Raw genomic sequence first — 16,550 nt, forward strand, 5'->3', positions numbered from 1 at the left:
GTCTAAAAATTCAGTTGTCCTAGTGACACATTTATGTGTCCCCATCGTCTAGAGGCCTAGGACACCGCCCTTTCACGGCGGTAACAGGGGTTCGAATCCCCTTGGGGACGCCACTTACTTATTTTAAGTATTGTGTAAAGTAGTGTGACACCGCACTCTCTATGCACGACGTTATCAAGAGTACCAATCTCTTAGATATGTCATTTACTACTTAGATAGGAAAGTGCAGTGTTATTAGAATAAAACCACAAATTAATACCCTCATTTTATACTTCATTTTTATATCAATCTATTTACACTTTGTTACAAAACCAAACCCATAATCGCTCCATATTCCTTGTTGTACTTTTAATTAGTCTTTAAACTCATTGAGTTAATTTAAATATGGACTAAAAAATGAAACTCACAAAAATTGCACTTGCTGTTTTACTTGCATCAGGGTTGGCTGCATGTAATAGCTCAACTCAAGCTGTTGATAAAAATATTGTTACAGAAACATCAATTCCTGGCGTTACACTTATTGAATCAGTGAAATCTAATGCAGGTGAAATCAACATACCGTATAAAAAATATAAACTAGATAACGGTTTAACTGTAATTGTGCATGAGGATCATTCAGATCCCTTAGTACACGTTGATGTAACATACCACGTTGGTTCTGCTCGCGAAGAGTTGGGTAAGTCAGGCTTTGCTCACTTTTTTGAGCATATGATGTTTCAAGGATCAGAGAATGTTGCTGATGAGGAACATTTTAAAATAATATCTGAAGCAGGCGGTACTTTAAATGGTACTACTAACTCTGATAGAACAAATTATTTTGAAACAGTACCTGTAAATCAATTAGAAAAGATGTTGTGGCTAGAAGCTGACCGAATGGGCTTTTTACTCGATGCTGTAACCCAAGAAAAATTTGAAGTACAACGCGAAACAGTAAAAAATGAGCGCGGCCAACGTGTTGATAATCGCCCTTATGGTCGTTTAGGTGAACGTGTTGCTCAAGCGATGTATCCAGACGGCCATCCATATTCATGGCCTGTAATTGGTTTTATGGACGATTTAAATCGCGTAAATGTAAATGATTTAAAAGCATTCTTTTTAAAATGGTACGGACCAAATAATGCAACGCTTACCATTGGTGGTGACATCAACGCTAATGAAATACTGCCATTAGTTACTAAATACTTTGCACCAATCCCAAAAGGTCCTGAAATACCTAAAGTTGAAAAAACAGCTGTAATACTAGATGCTGATAGATATATTTCAATGGAAGATAAGGTTCACTTACCTTTATTAAGTATGAGTTTCCCAACGACTTATGCTCGCTCTGAAGATGAAGCACCTCTTGATATACTTGCTGAAATATTAGGTGGAGGTAATAATTCACTACTATACAAAAACCTAGTTAAAACTCAACTTGCTGTTCAAGCAAGTGCAAATCATCCATGCCAAGAGTTAGCGTGTTCAATTAGTCTTTATGCTTTACCAAATCCTACAGCAGGGAAAACGTTAGCTGATATGGAAAAAATCATTCGTGATTCATTTGTTGAATTTGAAGAGCGTGGCGTTACACAAGATGATTTAGATAAAGTAAAAGCTAAAATAGAGTCAGGTGCAATTTTTGGTCTGCAAAGCGTATCAGGAAAAGTCTCTCAACTAGCCGCATCTGAAACGTTTACAGGTAACCCAAACTCAGCTAAAGATGAGATTGCACGTTATAACAAAGTTACAAAAGCTGATGTTATGCGTGTTTTTAATCAATATATCAAAGGTAAATCTGCCGTTATTATGAGTGTTGTGCCAGAAGGTCAAACTCAACTTATAGCTGCCCCAGATAACTTTACGCCTAAAGCGCATGATTTTGGAGGTCCATCTACAACTTCAGCTGATGATTTAGTAGCACGAAGAGCTGTTGATACATTTGATCGAAGTATTCACCCTGTAGCCGGCGCAAATCCTGCTGTTGATGTTCCTTCTCTTTGGCAAACTAAGACCGAAAACGGTATTAAAATATTAGGTACGCAAAGTACAGAAACGCCAACCACCGCTATTTTCATTAAAGTTCCGGGTGGCTTGTATAATGAGCAAGCTAGTAAAGTGGGTTTATCGTCAATGACTGCATCGTTAATGAGCGAGTCAACGCAAAACTACACTACAGAGCAAATGAGTAACGCGCTTGAAAAACTGGGTAGCCAGGTAAGTATCTACTCAGACAAAACACATACAAATGTGTATGTTTCTAGCTTAACTAAAAATGTAGATGCAACGCTAAAGCTTGTTGAAGAGAAATTATTTAAACCAGCATTTAATGCCGATGACTTTGAGCGTAATAAAAAGCAAATCATTCAAAATATTCAACATTCAATGAAGGATGCAGGGTATTTAGCATCTAATACATACAGCAAATTACTATATGGCGACAATATAGCTGCACTTCCAAGTACTGGAACGCTTAATAGTATTGAGGCTATTACATTAGATGACGTTAAAGCTTTTTATAACGCAAACTTTAAACCACAAGGCGCGCAAGTCATTATTGTTTCTGATTTAAAAGAGTCAACAATTGAGCCAAAGGTTAAAGCTACACTTGCAAACTGGCAAGGTAAATCGAGCCCAGTTACTGTTGATTTCAGCGAACCTAAAGTCGAAACTAATGTCATTTATCTTGTAGATAAACCAGATGCCCCTCAATCAGAAATTCGTATTGGTAAACGCGATATGGTTGAAGACATTACTGGTGAGTTTTTTAAAGCTAACTTAATGAACTTTGCATTTGGTGGCACGTTTAACAGCCGTATCAATCTAAATTTACGAGAAGATAAAGGCTACACTTACGGTGCTCGCTCTCGTTTTTGGGGTGATAAAACATCAGGTGGCTTTACAGCTTCTGCAGCGGTGAGAGCCGATTCTACTGCAGCGTCTATTACAGAGTTTACTAATGAGCTTAATAACTATGCTCAAAACGGTGTCACTGACGAAGAGCTTATGTTTATGCGTAAAGCTATCAATCAAAAAGATGCGCTTAAATACGAAACGCCTAATGCAAAACTTGGCTTTTTAGCACAAATATTAGAGTTCGATTTAAAACCTAGCTTTGTAAAAGAAAGAAATGAGATTGTTAGCAATATTAGCAAAGAAGAAGTTAACGCCTTAGCTAAAAAACACTTAAACACTAAAGATATGATTTATTTAGTAGTGGGTGATGCTAAAACACTTCGCCCAGAGCTTGAAAAATTAGGCATGAAGGTTGTTGATTACAGCCTTTAATATTTAAATAAATAATTAGAATTACAAAGCAGCTTTTTAGCTGCTTTTTTTTGCCTGATTTTAGAGTGTTGATCTTTTTGAAAGTAGATTACAGGGAGCAACTACAGCGTCTTTCTTTAGATATAAAATATAGTTTTATAGTTGAAGCCTTCAAATAACACCCCATTTCTAGCTTTATTATTCAGTACTTATAAAGATTCAATTTGGTAGCATAAATTTAAACATCCAACTTTATTAGGAGGATTTATGGCAAGTGGATGGGCACGAGACGGTGCAATTCAAGATCAAATTGATGCAAGTGTTAACGATGCCGTACAGTATGCAAGAAGCAATTTAATATCTGGTGCAAGTGCTGAGCTATGTGACGAGTGCGATGAAAAAATCCCACAAGCACGAAGGCTCGCGCTACCAGGAGTTCGCTACTGTGTTGCATGCCAAGCTGAAATAGAAGGCAATGGTGCCAGCGCTAAATCGTTTAATAGGCGTGGTAGTAAAGATAGTCAGTTGCGTTAAAAAAAGGTGCTGCAAAGCACCTTTTATTTAATACCAATCTGCATAACCATTTGAACTATATATAAAATTAAACCTCTCCATAGTTATACCAACCAGCATAAATCTTTGATCAATTTAACGAATTAAATTGCACTATTACGTCGATAAAAATTTTTTATTTAGAACAACTAGATACAAAAATTTTGCCTAGTTCTAGCGTAATTTTTTTAACGTTAAATAGACCCCATATATAAGCAGATTGGCATTAAGCAAATTGTTATAACTTGAATTAGTTGTTAAGTAATTTAAAATTTACTCATGTCTTCTTTTTTCTGAATTAACTCAATTGCATAGCCATCTGGGTCTTTTACAAAAGCAATTTCAGTAGTACCGCCTTTTACAGGCCCTGGTTCACGGCTTACATTGCCACCAGCAGCTTTAATATCTGCACATGCTTTGTAAATATCATCAAACTCAATAGCAATATGACCATATCCATTACCTAGGTCGTAGCTATCCTCGTCCCAGTTATAAGTTAGCTCTAATACTGTGTTATCTGCTTCGTCGCCATATCCAACAAAGGCAAGAGTGTATCTGTATTCACTGTTATCAGCTCTGCGTAATTCTTTCATACCTAATATTTCAGTATAAAAAGCAATTGATTTATCCAAATCCGCTACACGAAGCATAGTATGTAATAAACGCATTTTTAGTTCCTTTAGTTATTTATTCAAAGTTAAGAGTATTTTTAACTAAGCGCTATTATCAAGCGCGTTTTAGGGGGGTTATATGTATTAGCCATATATGTAGGCATTACATATAAATCACAACCTTAATATGAGAGTGGGCTTAAAACAGTTTGAGTTCGACCTTTATAAATTACCAATTAATGAATCATTTTATTAAATTTTGGATGTTTACATAACCAGTACTCAATTATTGGTCAACCTATTAGTATAAAAAAAGCTACTGATTGTTCAACAAAAGTTAACCTTTGCTTAATTGTGCTGTTGATATATAAGCATTTGTTTTAATGGGATATTAAATTGATCTTTGTGTAATTTTTAAAAATGTGGCGTTTGCTTGGTTAACTTATTGGTTGACAAAAAAGTCGTATGGTAATACAGTTTTTGCATACCAATTGGTAAGTTGCTTGGTTTGAGTGAGTACAATGTATTGGTAATTAATCAGAGTTACGTTTTGCACAGGTTAATTTATAAATAACTCAAGCTTAAAGTTACTCTACAAATTGAAACAAAAGACACAGCGTATTTATAGAGTAAATTTTACTTGTTCTTATAAAAGTATGCGCCACATATTTAGGAGTTATTCATGTCAAAACCAGTCATCGGTTTCATCGGCTTAGGCTTAATGGGCGGCAACATGGCCGAAAATTTACAAAACAAAGGCTATGAGCTAATTGTTATGGACCTTAGCAAAGATGCGGTTGCAGCATGTGTTGCTAGAGGCGCAAAAACAGCAAGCACTGCAAAAGAGCTAGCTGAAGGTTCAGATATTGTTATGTTTTGTCTTACAACGTCTGCCGTTGTAGAAAAAATTGTTTACGCAGAAGACGGTATCCTAGCGGGTATTAAAGAAGGTGCAGTATTAGTTGATTTTGGTACTTCTATCCCATCATCTACTAAAAAAATTGGTGCTGATTTAGCAGCTAAAGGCGCAGGCATGATCGACGCGCCACTAGGTCGTACACCAGCACATGCTAAAGACGGTCTTTTAAACATTATGGCTGCAGGCGATATTGATACATTCAATAAAGTTAAACCAGTACTTGAAGATCAAGGTGAAAACGTTTTCCATCTTGGCGAGCTAGGTGCAGGTCATACAACTAAGCTTATCAACAACTTCATGGGCATGACGACAGTATGTGCTATGTCACAAGCATTTGCAGTGGCAGAGCTTGCTGGTGTTGACCGTCAACAACTTTTCGACATTATGTCGACTGGCCCATCTAACTCACCATTTATGCAATTTTGTAAAAACTATGCAGTTGATAATGTTAGCGACCTTGGTTTCTCGATTGCTAATGCAAACAAAGATTTAGGCTACTTCCTACAAATGGTAGAAGACCTAGGTACTGAATCAAAAATCGCTGAAGGTTCATCAGCTAACCTACAAGCAGCGTTTGACGCTGGTATGGGTCAAGGTAACGTTCCTGAAATTTTTGATTACTTCAAAAAGTTAGAAAAGTAATACTTCTCGACCTTATTGAGCGCTTTGAGCTTTAACTTAAAGCGCTTTAACACACATGACACCAATTGACTAAAGTCTTTGTGCAATGTCAGCTTTTTTTAATTCTGATGAAGCACTACTTTCAGTCACAACGAAAAAGAGTTAACTATGCGTTTGATTAATACAATAAAGCTTAGTCTAGTTCTCATCGGTTGCATATCCACACAAGTAGCGGCCAAAGATTATTTTATAGAAAATAAACAAGCTTTTAATGATATCGCAGCTAATCTAGTTGCTGGCGACAAAGTAGTACTTAAAAATGGTACTTGGTCTGACTTCGAAATTTTACTTGAAGGCCAAGGTACAAAAAACTCTCCTATTATATTAACCGCTGAAACTAACGGAAAAGTAATTCTATCAGGTCAATCTAACCTAAGACTTGCAGGTAAATACCTTGAAGCTTCTGGTTTAGTATTTAAAGACGGCTACACACCGAGCTCAGCTGTAATAGAATTTCGTAAAAATAAAAATGAATTAGCCTACAATTCACGAGTTACTCAAACAGTAATCGATAATTACAGTAATCCAGACAAACGAGAGTCTGATTATTGGGTTGCCTTATATGGACAACATAACCGCTTTGATCATAGTCATTTAGTTGGCAAACGAAATAAAGGTGTGACAGTTGCTGTTCGTTTAAACACTAAAGCAAGCCAGGAAAACTATCATCGTATAGATAACAACTATTTTGGCTACCGTCCAACTTTTGGTTCTAACGGTGGTGAAACCCTGCGTATTGGCACAAGCCATTACTCACTAACTGATTCGCATACATTGGTTGAAAATAATTACTTTGAACGTACCAATGGTGAAGTCGAAATTGTTTCGGTTAAGTCAGGTAAAAACATCCTTCGTAATAACGTATTTTATGAAGCGCGCGGTACATTAACGCTGCGCCATGGTAACGGCAATCTTATAGAAGAAAATATCTTCATTGGTAATGGTGTTGATCACACAGGTGGTATCCGCGTTATCAATAAAGATCAAATTGTAAGAAATAACTACCTACAAGGCCTAACAGGCTATCGTTTTGGCAGTGGTTTTACTGTAATGAACGGCGTACCAAATTCATCTATTAATCGTTATCACCAAGTAGAAAATGCGACGATTGAAAACAACACATTTATAAATGTGCGTCATATTCAACTTGCTGCAGGTAGCGATGCTGAGCGTAGCGCAGCCCCAAAAAATAGCGTAATGAAAAACAACTTAATCATAAACCAAGATGGTGAACAGCCATTTACAACATTCGACGATGTAAGTGGGTTAGTATTAAGTAACAACATTGCAGATACAAAAGTGCTTTCTGAGCTAACGTACGGTGTAAAAAAAGAAAAAATCACGCTTGAAAAAGCAAGTAATGGTCTACTTTACCCAACCTCTAAAAGTTTAAATGTAGGTGCAAAGCGCGATTTAAAAGTACTTAAAAAAGAAGATACCGGTGTTAGTTGGTATGCAAAAGTACCTGCTTTAGTTGATTTTGATTCTGGTAAGACACATTCTGTTAAAGCTGATGTAAGTGCATTACTAGATGCTATTGATAATGCAGAGTCGGGCGATGTTCTAGAACTAGCGCCTGGCCAGTATGATGTGTCTAAACTGGTTAAAATTGATAAAACGTTGACAATTAAAGCAAAGCAGAACACAAAGTCTAAACTTACTTTTCAACGCTCTACCTTGTTTGAAATACATGATGGCGGCAGCTTAAAACTAGATGGTTTATCAATTTCAGGTGAAAACGCGCCAGATGCAATAGGTAACAGCATTGTTCGTACGCAAAAATGGGGTATGGTTGATAATTACCGCTTTGTAATGACCAACTCAGAGTTAAATGCTTTAGATATTAATCATTCATTCCATTTCTTTATCACTGGTAAAGGTGCAATGGCTGACGAAATTATTGTTACAGGTAATACCTTTAATACAGTAACAGGTGACATTTTACGTCTAAATACTGAAATTGAAGACTTAGGTGTTTATAACGCGGAATACGTTATTGTAAATGATAATACATTTAATGATGTAAAAGGCGGCATAGTTAAGCTTTACCGTGGTGGCACTGATGAAAGTACATTTGGCCCTCATTTTGAAATGACAAATAACACGCTTAATAACGTTGGCCTTGGTAAGCGTAACAAAGAGCAAGCGAGCATTTATGTTCACGGTGTTCAGGTTACTAATATCACAGATAATAAATTTGTTAAATCTGCTCCTATTATTGTAGAGCACACAGTAGGCGAGCCTAAAACTGAAATCTCAGGAAATACATTTGATGCAACTAAAGCACCAAGTGTTAAAGAGTTAAGAGTTAAAGGCCCGCACACGGCAGTATTAAAAAATAACAACGTTTTAAATAAGGCAGGGTAAATACTATGTACTTATTAAAATGCCAAACACGTTTTAAAATAGCTGCTGTAGCTGCAATTACATTACTTACATCATTGGGGGCGCATGCAGCGCACCCAAACTTAGTGATTACTACTGATGATGTTAAGCAAATGCGCCAAGCAATTAGTAGCAACGGTAGCACAAAGTTTGCTACTGCGTTTGAATCGCTAAAAGCGCAAGTAGATGAACAAATTGCACAGCCTATCACTGTACCAGTTCCAAAAGATGGCGGTGGTGGTTATACACATGAGCGCCATAAGAAAAATTATCAACTTATGTACAACGCGGGCATTATTTATCAATTAAGCCAAGATGATAAATACGCAAACTATGTACGTGATATGTTGCTTGAGTATGCAAAATTATACCCAACGCTTGGTCTGCATCCAAAACGTAAAATGGACTCGCAAAATCCAGGTAAGTTTTTTTGGCAAAGCCTAAATGAAGCAATGTGGCTTGTGTACACAATACAAGCTTATGATCTAATTCATGACTCGTTAAATGCCGATAATATTAAAACAATCGAGAATGACTTACTCCGTCCTGTTTCGTTGTTCACATCTGTAGGCCAACCGTCTACATTTAATAAAGTACATAACCATGGAACATGGGCAACAGCGGGTGTTGGCATGGCTGGGTATGTATTAGGCGAACCTGAGTGGGTAGAAAAATCATTATACGATTTAGAAAAGTCGGGTAAGGGTGGCTTTATTAAGCAGCTAGAGATGCTGTTTTCACCACAAGGTTACTATAACGAAGGTCCTTACTATCAACGCTTTGCACTATTACCATTTGTAACGTTTGCTAAAGCGATTGAAAACAACGAACCACAACGAAAAATATTTGAATATCGCGATGGCATATTATTAAAAGCGATTGATACGACGATTCAACTTAGCTACAACGGTTTGTTCTTCCCAATTAACGATGCAATAAAAAGTAAAGGCATCGATACCATTGAGTTAGTAAATGGTGTAACGGCAGCGTACGGCTTAACCAACGATGCAGGTTATTTAGATATTGCTAAGCAACAAGACCAAATAATTCTCTCTGGTGATGGGCTAAAAGTAGCTCAAGCACTTGATAACAACATGGCAAAACCTTATTCGTTTAAATCTGTTGCCTTCGGTGATGGTAATGACGGTAAACAAGGTGCTCTAGTTGTAATGAGAACGCAGGTAGGTGGCGATCAAGCGCTACTGTTTAAACCTGCTGCACAAGGTTTGGGCCATGGTCATTTTGATAAATTAACATGGCAGTTTTACGACCACGGAAATGAAATTGTATCTGATTATGGCGCAGCACGTTTTTTAAATGTAGAAGCTAAATACGGCGGTCGTTATTTACCTGAAAACGAAACTTACGCAAAACACACTGTTGCGCACAATACGGTAGTGGTTGACGAAACAACGCATTTTAATGCAAATGTTGAAGTAGGAAATAGTAATTACCCTACACTTAACTTTTTCGAAACGAATGAATACGGCACGGTTTCAAGCGGCGAAATAAGCACAGCTTATAAAGGCGTTGATCTTGAGCGTACGCTTGCACTTATTAACTTACCTGAACTACAAAGCACAGTTGCACTTGATATATTTGATGTTGTTGCAAATAAAGCGCATCAGCTTGACCTGCCTTTGCATTATAAAGGTCAGCTTATCGATACCAGCTTTGAGTTAAAAGCAAATGCAACGCAGCTGTCTGCGCTAGGTACTAAAAATGGCTACCAACATTTATGGCTTAAAGCTCAAGCGCAACCTCAAAGTGGTTTAGCTAAAGTAACGTGGCTAAACGAAAATGGTCGTTTTTATACGCAAACGAGCTTGTTTAAAGGTGATGAGTCTTTCTTGTTTACTCAAATAGGCGCAAATGACCCTCACTTTAATTTACGCAACGAAAATGGTTTTATTCGTCGTGTTGAGGGTCAAAAGCAACATAAGTTTATATCTGTATTAGAGCCACATGGTGAGTACAACCCAAGTAAAGAATATACCCTAGAAGCTGTTAGTCGAGTTACAAAGCTTGAATATAGTCAGCAGGGCTATTTAACACTTGTTGAACTTGATATTAAAGGCAACTCATATTTAGTGGCAATTAATAAAGCACAAACATCAGCTAAAAACACATTCAATTATCAAAATAAAGAGTTCACTTTAAATGGCCGATTAGGCGTTTATATGATGAACAATAATCAGGAGTAAATAGGATGCAAAAGCAAAGCGCAAACTTTTCATTTGGTAACGAGACCGAAATAGAAGACTTAGGAAATGGTCTAAAACGTCAAATGCTAGGTTATAACGAAGAGCTAATGGCTGTTAAAATTTGGTTTGAGAAAGGGGCTATTGGTTATAACCATGCTCACAGACATTCTCAAGTAACGTATGTTGTTGAAGGTGAGTTTCACTTTAACATTGATGGCGTAACTAAAATCTTAAAACCGGGTGATAGCTGCTTAATCCCACCATTTGCTGATCATGGAGCTACCTGCCCAACAGGCGGAATCCTGATTGATACTTTTAGCCCAGCGCGTGAAGACTTTCTTGAGGATTAATTATGCAACTTAAAGGCTTACGTTGGTGGGTTATAGCGCTAATAGCGCTAGCTACCATTATTAACTATATCGACCGCCAAGCACTTAGTGTGCTTTGGCCGGACATTGTTGAAGATTTATTTCCTGATGAATCAGCGCTAGAACGCAAACAAATATACGCTAATATTTCTATTGTGTTTGTATTTGCTTATGCATTTGGTCAGGCAATCTTTGGTAAAATATTTGACTGGGTGGGCACACGCTTCGGTTTTGTACTATCAATAGGTGTTTGGTCTATTGCAACCGTTGCGCATGCATTTGCACAAGGTGTACTTAGTCTTAGTATTTTTCGCGCAATCTTAGGTGTAGCAGAAGCCGGTAACTGGCCTGGTGCAGCTAAAGGTAACGCAGAATGGTTCCCTACTAAAGAACGTGCTTTAGCACAGGGTATTTTTAACTCTGGCGCCGCAATTGGCGGCATTATTGCTATTCCTTTAATTGCTTATTTAACTATCTACTTTAGCTGGCAAATGGTGTTTGTTTTTGTTGGTGCATTAGGTTTCCTTTGGTTAGTTCCATGGTTAATTTTAGTTAAAGCACCGCCTAGCTCACATCCTTGGCTGACTGCCGAAGAACGTGAATATATCTTAACGGGTCAAAGACGTGTTGATGACAACGGTGATGTAACTGGTGAAGACGAAGAGGAATATAACCCTACAACTGCTGAGTTACTTTCTCGTAAGCAAAGCTGGGGTGTAATCATTGCCTCTGCCGCAATTGACCCAATTTGGTGGTTATTTGTTTTTTGGATCCCTATTTACCTAAATGAAGTATACGGTATGGATGTTAAATCTATTGGTATATACGGTTGGGTACCTTATGTTGGCGCTATGTTTGGTGCTTGGTTTGGTGGCTTATTGGCTCAAAATCGACTCAAAGCAGGTTGGAATACAGATAAAACACGTAAGCTTACTATTACGCTGGGTTGTTTAATTATGTTACCAGCGCTACTTGCAATGGCAAATCCAGGCGGACCAACAACAGCAGTACTAATTATGGCTGTTATCTTATTTGGTTTTCAAACTGCAATTGGTAACGTGCAAACACTACCAAGTGATTTGTTAGGTAAAAAAGCAGTGGGTACATTATCAGGTTTTTCTGGTATGGCGGCAAAACTTGGTGCTGTAGGTCTTACATCGTTAGTACCTTTTCTTACTGCTGATGGTAACTACACACCAGCATTTGTAATTGGTGCTTCTTTAGCCATCATAGCAATGGCAGCTGTTTGGATTTTAATTCCAAAAATAGAACCTCTTAAAAAGCCTCAATAATCTAGATAATAACTGCTATGCCAACATATTTTGTATAAGTGCATAGCAGTTAACTACATAGGGTAACTTCCAAGATGAAAAATATTTACTTTATCGGTGAATGCATGGTCGAGCTTAGAGCTATGAGCGCGGCAACACTGCACCAATCATTTGCAGGCGATGTTTATAATTCTGCAGTGTATTTAAAACGTTGCTTCCCGCAGGTTACTACTTCGGTTGTTACGGCTTTAGGTCAAGATAATTTAAGTAAAAAAATGCTAGAACGCTTTGAGAGTGAACAAATAAATACGCAACTTGTATTTGCTCACGACACCAAAGTACCTGGTATGTACTACATAGAAACTGATGAGCATGGTGAGCGTAGCTTTATTTATTGGCGCAATGATTCTGCAGCTAAAAAGGTTGTTGATTTTTTAGATGCTGATGCACTCGATCAGCTTAGCCAAGGTGATATGTTTTTCTTTTCAGGAATTTCATTAGCAATAATTGAAGAAAGTGCACGTGAAGACTTTTGGAAAGTGGTAAAGCAGCTTAAAGATGCTGGGGTTAAAATCGTTTTTGATCCTAATTACAGAGCACGTTTGTGGAATAGTGTAGAGGAAACAAAAGAGCAGTATCATTTAGCCTTTACGTTTGCAGATATTACCCTACCAGGCGTTGAAGATTTAACAACACTTTATGACGTTCATAGCGTAGAAGCAGTTGTTGAATATTTAAAGCCTTACCAAATTGAAGAAATTGTTGTTAAAAATGGCCCTGAATCGGTAGTGACAAAAGAGGGCGATACGCTTCAAAGCCACACCATAATACCGGTAACAAATGTTGTAGATACGACATCCGCAGGCGATGCCTTTAACGGTGTTTACTTAGGTGCACGTTTATCTGATAAATCAATTTCAAGTGCTGTACAACTTGCTGCAAAAGCGGCAGGGACTGTTATACAGCAACCAGGTGCTATTGCTCCAAAAGATATATTTCAGCTAGCAATGGCTGAAGCTGGCATGTGATACCAATTTTATTAAAAACATGATCACCTTAGCGTATTAAATAACTCACTAACTACGTTAAAAATTATTTATATAGAGCAACTATGTATCATAATTTTAGCCTTGTTATTGAGCTATTTTCTTGTCGCTATAATAGCTCATTAATTTAATGCAATTGGTATAACAAAATAATTAAACATTAAAGGCCGCCATACCTCGGCCGCATTACTTTTTATAAAGGAACAACGTTATGACTCGCTTTTCTGAACTTATGGCAGGACAAACACTGCTACCTATAATTCAAGCAGATACTCCAGAGCAAGGTGTTCAAATAGCGAAAGCTATGGCCAATGCTGGGCTTACTTTAGTTGAAGTAGTGCTAAGAACAGAGGCATCAATAGAGGCATTAAAAGCTATTAAAGCACAGGTGCCTGAGCTAAAAGTAGGTGCAGGGACAGTCATCAATACTGATATTTTGGAGCAAGCACTTGAAGCGGGTTCTGATTTTATTGTAACCCCAGCGGTGTCTCCTACGTTACTTGAAGCACTTGCTAAATGTAATGTGCCGGTACTTCCTGGTGTATCAAACACCGGTGATATTTTAATGGCGCTTGAATATGGCTTTGAAGAGCAAAAATTATTCCCGGCATCGCTTGCCGGTGGCGCTCCTTTTGTGTCAGCTGTGTCGTCAGTATTTAGAGCAGTCAGCTTTTGTCCTACAGGTGGCGTTAGCGAAAGTAACAAAATGGACTATCTTTCTTTAAATAATGTATTCGCCGTTGGCGGTACTTGGATAGCGAAAAAAGAATGGGTTGAACAAGAAAATTGGCAAGCAATTACTGATTCTTGTATCCAGGCTTTAAAATAGAAAGGATTTCATAAATGAATTATTTAGCCCCAACAATACTACCAGGCGTAATCGTTGGCGATGAAGTAAGTGCTGTGTACGAGCATGCACGTACACATCAATATGCGTTGCCAGCGGTAAATGTTGTTAGTACAACATCTATTAATGCGACGCTAGAAGCTGCTAAAAAGAAAAACTCGCCCGTTATTATTCAGCTTTCTAATGGTGGAGCACAATTTTTTTGTGGTAAAAGCTTATCTTTACCAGAGCAACAATCAGCTGTGCTTGGGGCGGTAAGTGCTGCAAGGTATGTACATTCAGTGGCAGCACATTATGAAGTAGCAGTGATGCTTCACACTGATCACGCAGCTAAAAAGCTACTACCTTGGATTGATGGTTTGCTTGATGAAGGTGAAAGACACTTTGAACTGACTGGCAAACCATTGTTTAGCTCACATATGATTGATCTGTCAGAAGAGCCTTTAGAAGAAAATATCGAAATTTGTGAACGTTACTTAACGCGTATGGCAAAAATAGGTATGACGCTTGAAATTGAGCTTGGTTGCACGGGTGGCGAAGAAGACGGTGTTGATAACTCACACTTAGATAGTTCTGCTTTATATACTCAACCTGAAGATGTTGCATTTGCTTACGAACGCTTAAGTCGTATTAGCCCTAACTTTATAATTGCAGCCTCTTTTGGCAATGTTCATGGTGTATATAAACCGGGTAACGTTGTTCTTACGCCAACTATTTTAAAAGATTCACAAGCTTACGTATCAGAAAAATTTAATCTACCAAGCAACTCAATTAACTTTGTATTTCATGGTGGTAGTGGTTCTGAGTACAGTAAAATTGCAGAGTCTTTAACGTATGGCGTAGTGAAGATGAATATTGATACCGATACGCAGTGGGCGTGTTGGACAGGTATTTTAGATTACTACAAAGACAAGCAAGCATACCTACAAGGGCAAATTGGTAACCCTGACGGGGATGATAAGCCAAACAAGAAATACTATGACCCTCGTGTATGGTTGCGTCATTCAGAGCAAAGTATGGTTGCAAGGCTAGAGCAATGCTTTGACGATCTAAATTGTGTAAACAGGTATAGCGCATGAAAAGATTAAATACAGTATTGAAAGAAGACGGTGTAGATACCGATCTTATTTTACTTATTCGCACAATTTTAGCGACCAGTAAAGAAATTGCTTTTCGAGTAAGCCAAGGTGAATTAGCCGGTGTTTTAGGGTCAACTTTGAATGAAAACGTTCAAGGTGAAGTTCAAAAAAAGCTTGATGTAATCGCAAACCAACTACTTAAAGACATCCTACTTGATGATAGCTGTGTACGATCTGTTGCATCAGAGGAAGAAGATCATGCGGTAGGTGGCCACCCTGAAGGTAAGTTTATTGTTGCTTTTGACCCGTTAGATGGCTCTTCTAATATTGATGTTAATGGGCAAATAGGCACTATATTTACTATTTACTTAGCCCGTGATGATGTTCCTTTTGATAGCGACGAGCAATTTAGTCAGCCCGGTGTAAATCAAGTGTGTGCAGGCTATGTGTTATACGGCCCTTCATCATTACTTGTAATGAGTACTGGCGGTCCTACGCGTTGTTATACGTTAGACTCAACACATGGCGGTTACTTACTGACAAACAAGCAGTTAAGTGTGCCAGAACAAAGTCGCGAATTTGCCGTAAATATGGCTAACTACCGTTACTGGGACGAACCAACACAAGTGTATTTTGATAAATTGCTATACACCTGTGAAAGCTTTGAAAAAAGCTCAATGCGTTGGAATGCAGCGATGGTAGGTGACGTTCATCGTATTTTATGCCGAGGCGGGTTATTTTTGTATCCACAAGATAAACGCAGTGGTAACGATAACGGAAAAATAAGACTGCTTTATGAAGCAAACCCGTTAGCACTTTTAGTTGAAAACGCAGGTGGGAAAGCAACCTCTAGAGGAGCGCGAATTTTAGATATTGCGCCCACTAGCTTGCACCAGCGTGTGCCTGTAGCTTTGGGTTCAAATGAGCCTGTAGAGTTTTATAATAACGCCATGTTATAAAACAGCACTCAAAAAAAGGGGTAAGAAAATAGCCCCTTTTTACCTTTAATTTTAATTCTCTTTGTAAATCATCCTCTTTAGACAAACTCACTTCTTTTCTTATTGTCTTCAAATAAGAATACTTCACATATATTAAATAATATTACTTACTAATCCCTATATAAAACTAAGTTTTTACTATAACGCTATGTATCTTCAACGTTATTTTTCACAATTGAATTCAATTTTTAACCAACAACAAAAGCCCGAGGTTAACTTGGTGTTTATTTATTGTTATTTAATTAGGTGGGGATAGTGGAAAAACTTATTTTATTGTGGTTATATTACCAAGTTGGTTAACAATTCATTTGCGATTCAAATGAATTTGGTAATAAGCACATGATTT

Annotated in this window: 12 protein-coding genes and 1 tRNA gene; 12 read left to right on the top strand and 1 reads right to left on the bottom strand. The window is 37.7% G+C overall.

Annotation, left to right across the window (positions count from 1 at the left end; genetic code table 11):
• The first annotated feature begins 37 nt into the window (after positions 1–37).
• From H5160_RS08070 to H5160_RS08080, 3 genes are all read left to right on the top strand, one after another.
• A tRNA-Glu gene (locus H5160_RS08070) sits at positions 38–113 on the top strand.
• 283 nt (positions 114–396) lie between these two features.
• Positions 397–3,264 (top strand): pitrilysin family protein, encoded by a 2,868-nt coding sequence (locus H5160_RS08075; RefSeq protein WP_058154926.1) that lies wholly within the window; start codon positions 397–399, stop codon positions 3,262–3,264.
• A 246-nt stretch (positions 3,265–3,510) separates the two neighbouring features.
• On the top strand, positions 3,511–3,777 hold the full coding sequence (locus H5160_RS08080) for a DksA/TraR family C4-type zinc finger protein (protein ID WP_024605380.1): 267 nt from the start codon (positions 3,511–3,513) through the stop codon (positions 3,775–3,777).
• Positions 3,778–4,061: 284 nt separating this feature from the next.
• On the opposite strand, the gene gloA is transcribed toward H5160_RS08080, so the two are convergent.
• Entirely contained in the window at positions 4,062–4,463 is a 402-nt protein-coding gene (gene gloA / locus H5160_RS08085; RefSeq protein ID WP_024594782.1) for a lactoylglutathione lyase, read from the bottom strand.
• A 625-nt stretch (positions 4,464–5,088) separates the two neighbouring features.
• Between gloA and H5160_RS08090 the strand changes: the two genes are divergently transcribed.
• From H5160_RS08090 to H5160_RS08130, 9 genes are all read left to right on the top strand, one after another.
• Positions 5,089–5,967: an NAD(P)-dependent oxidoreductase gene (locus H5160_RS08090; protein WP_002962960.1), complete on the top strand. Its 879-nt coding sequence runs from the start codon at positions 5,089–5,091 to the stop codon at positions 5,965–5,967.
• A 147-nt stretch (positions 5,968–6,114) separates the two neighbouring features.
• Positions 6,115–8,373, top strand: coding sequence for a polysaccharide lyase 6 family protein (locus tag H5160_RS08095; protein ID WP_182737197.1), 2,259 nt, complete (start codon positions 6,115–6,117; stop codon positions 8,371–8,373).
• 5 nt (positions 8,374–8,378) lie between these two features.
• A complete protein-coding gene (locus H5160_RS08100) occupies positions 8,379–10,595 on the top strand; it encodes a heparinase II/III family protein (RefSeq protein ID WP_182737198.1) in 2,217 nt (738 codons plus the stop codon).
• Between the two features lie 5 nt (positions 10,596–10,600).
• Positions 10,601–10,945 carry a cupin domain-containing protein gene (locus tag H5160_RS08105; protein ID WP_002962963.1) on the top strand — a complete coding sequence of 115 codons (345 nt, stop codon included), beginning with the start codon at positions 10,601–10,603 and terminating at the stop codon, positions 10,943–10,945.
• Between the two features lie 2 nt (positions 10,946–10,947).
• Positions 10,948–12,255, top strand: a complete 1,308-nt coding sequence (locus tag H5160_RS08110; protein WP_002962964.1) for an MFS transporter — start codon at positions 10,948–10,950, stop codon at positions 12,253–12,255.
• Positions 12,256–12,329: 74 nt separating this feature from the next.
• A complete protein-coding gene (locus H5160_RS08115; RefSeq protein WP_182737200.1) occupies positions 12,330–13,262 on the top strand; it encodes a sugar kinase in 933 nt (310 codons plus the stop codon).
• Between the two features lie 229 nt (positions 13,263–13,491).
• Positions 13,492–14,109, top strand: a complete 618-nt coding sequence (eda, locus tag H5160_RS08120; protein WP_058154918.1) for a bifunctional 4-hydroxy-2-oxoglutarate aldolase/2-dehydro-3-deoxy-phosphogluconate aldolase — start codon at positions 13,492–13,494, stop codon at positions 14,107–14,109.
• 14 nt (positions 14,110–14,123) lie between these two features.
• Entirely contained in the window at positions 14,124–15,206 is a 1,083-nt protein-coding gene (fbaA, locus tag H5160_RS08125; protein ID WP_002962276.1) for a class II fructose-bisphosphate aldolase, read from the top strand.
• Positions 15,203–16,165, top strand: a complete 963-nt coding sequence (locus H5160_RS08130; protein ID WP_182715634.1) for a class 1 fructose-bisphosphatase — start codon at positions 15,203–15,205, stop codon at positions 16,163–16,165. Before fbaA ends, H5160_RS08130 begins: the two co-directional genes overlap by 4 nt.
• The last annotated feature ends 385 nt before the right edge of the window (positions 16,166–16,550 follow it).

The sequence above is a fragment of the Pseudoalteromonas sp. SG43-4 genome (assembly GCF_014164325.1).
Lineage (GTDB): Bacteria > Pseudomonadota > Gammaproteobacteria > Enterobacterales > Alteromonadaceae > Pseudoalteromonas > Pseudoalteromonas distincta.

Coding starts and splice junctions, on each gene's coding strand:
- H5160_RS08075 (WP_058154926.1), top strand. CDS start 397: ATGAAACTCACAAAAATTGCACTTGCTGTTTTACTTGCATCAGGGTTG.
- H5160_RS08080 (WP_024605380.1), top strand. CDS start 3,511: ATGGCAAGTGGATGGGCACGAGACGGTGCAATTCAAGATCAAATTGAT.
- gloA (WP_024594782.1), bottom strand. CDS start 4,463: ATGCGTTTATTACATACTATGCTTCGTGTAGCGGATTTGGATAAATCA.
- H5160_RS08090 (WP_002962960.1), top strand. CDS start 5,089: ATGTCAAAACCAGTCATCGGTTTCATCGGCTTAGGCTTAATGGGCGGC.
- H5160_RS08095 (WP_182737197.1), top strand. CDS start 6,115: ATGCGTTTGATTAATACAATAAAGCTTAGTCTAGTTCTCATCGGTTGC.
- H5160_RS08100 (WP_182737198.1), top strand. CDS start 8,379: ATGTACTTATTAAAATGCCAAACACGTTTTAAAATAGCTGCTGTAGCT.
- H5160_RS08105 (WP_002962963.1), top strand. CDS start 10,601: ATGCAAAAGCAAAGCGCAAACTTTTCATTTGGTAACGAGACCGAAATA.
- H5160_RS08110 (WP_002962964.1), top strand. CDS start 10,948: ATGCAACTTAAAGGCTTACGTTGGTGGGTTATAGCGCTAATAGCGCTA.
- H5160_RS08115 (WP_182737200.1), top strand. CDS start 12,330: ATGAAAAATATTTACTTTATCGGTGAATGCATGGTCGAGCTTAGAGCT.
- eda (WP_058154918.1), top strand. CDS start 13,492: ATGACTCGCTTTTCTGAACTTATGGCAGGACAAACACTGCTACCTATA.
- fbaA (WP_002962276.1), top strand. CDS start 14,124: ATGAATTATTTAGCCCCAACAATACTACCAGGCGTAATCGTTGGCGAT.
- H5160_RS08130 (WP_182715634.1), top strand. CDS start 15,203: ATGAAAAGATTAAATACAGTATTGAAAGAAGACGGTGTAGATACCGAT.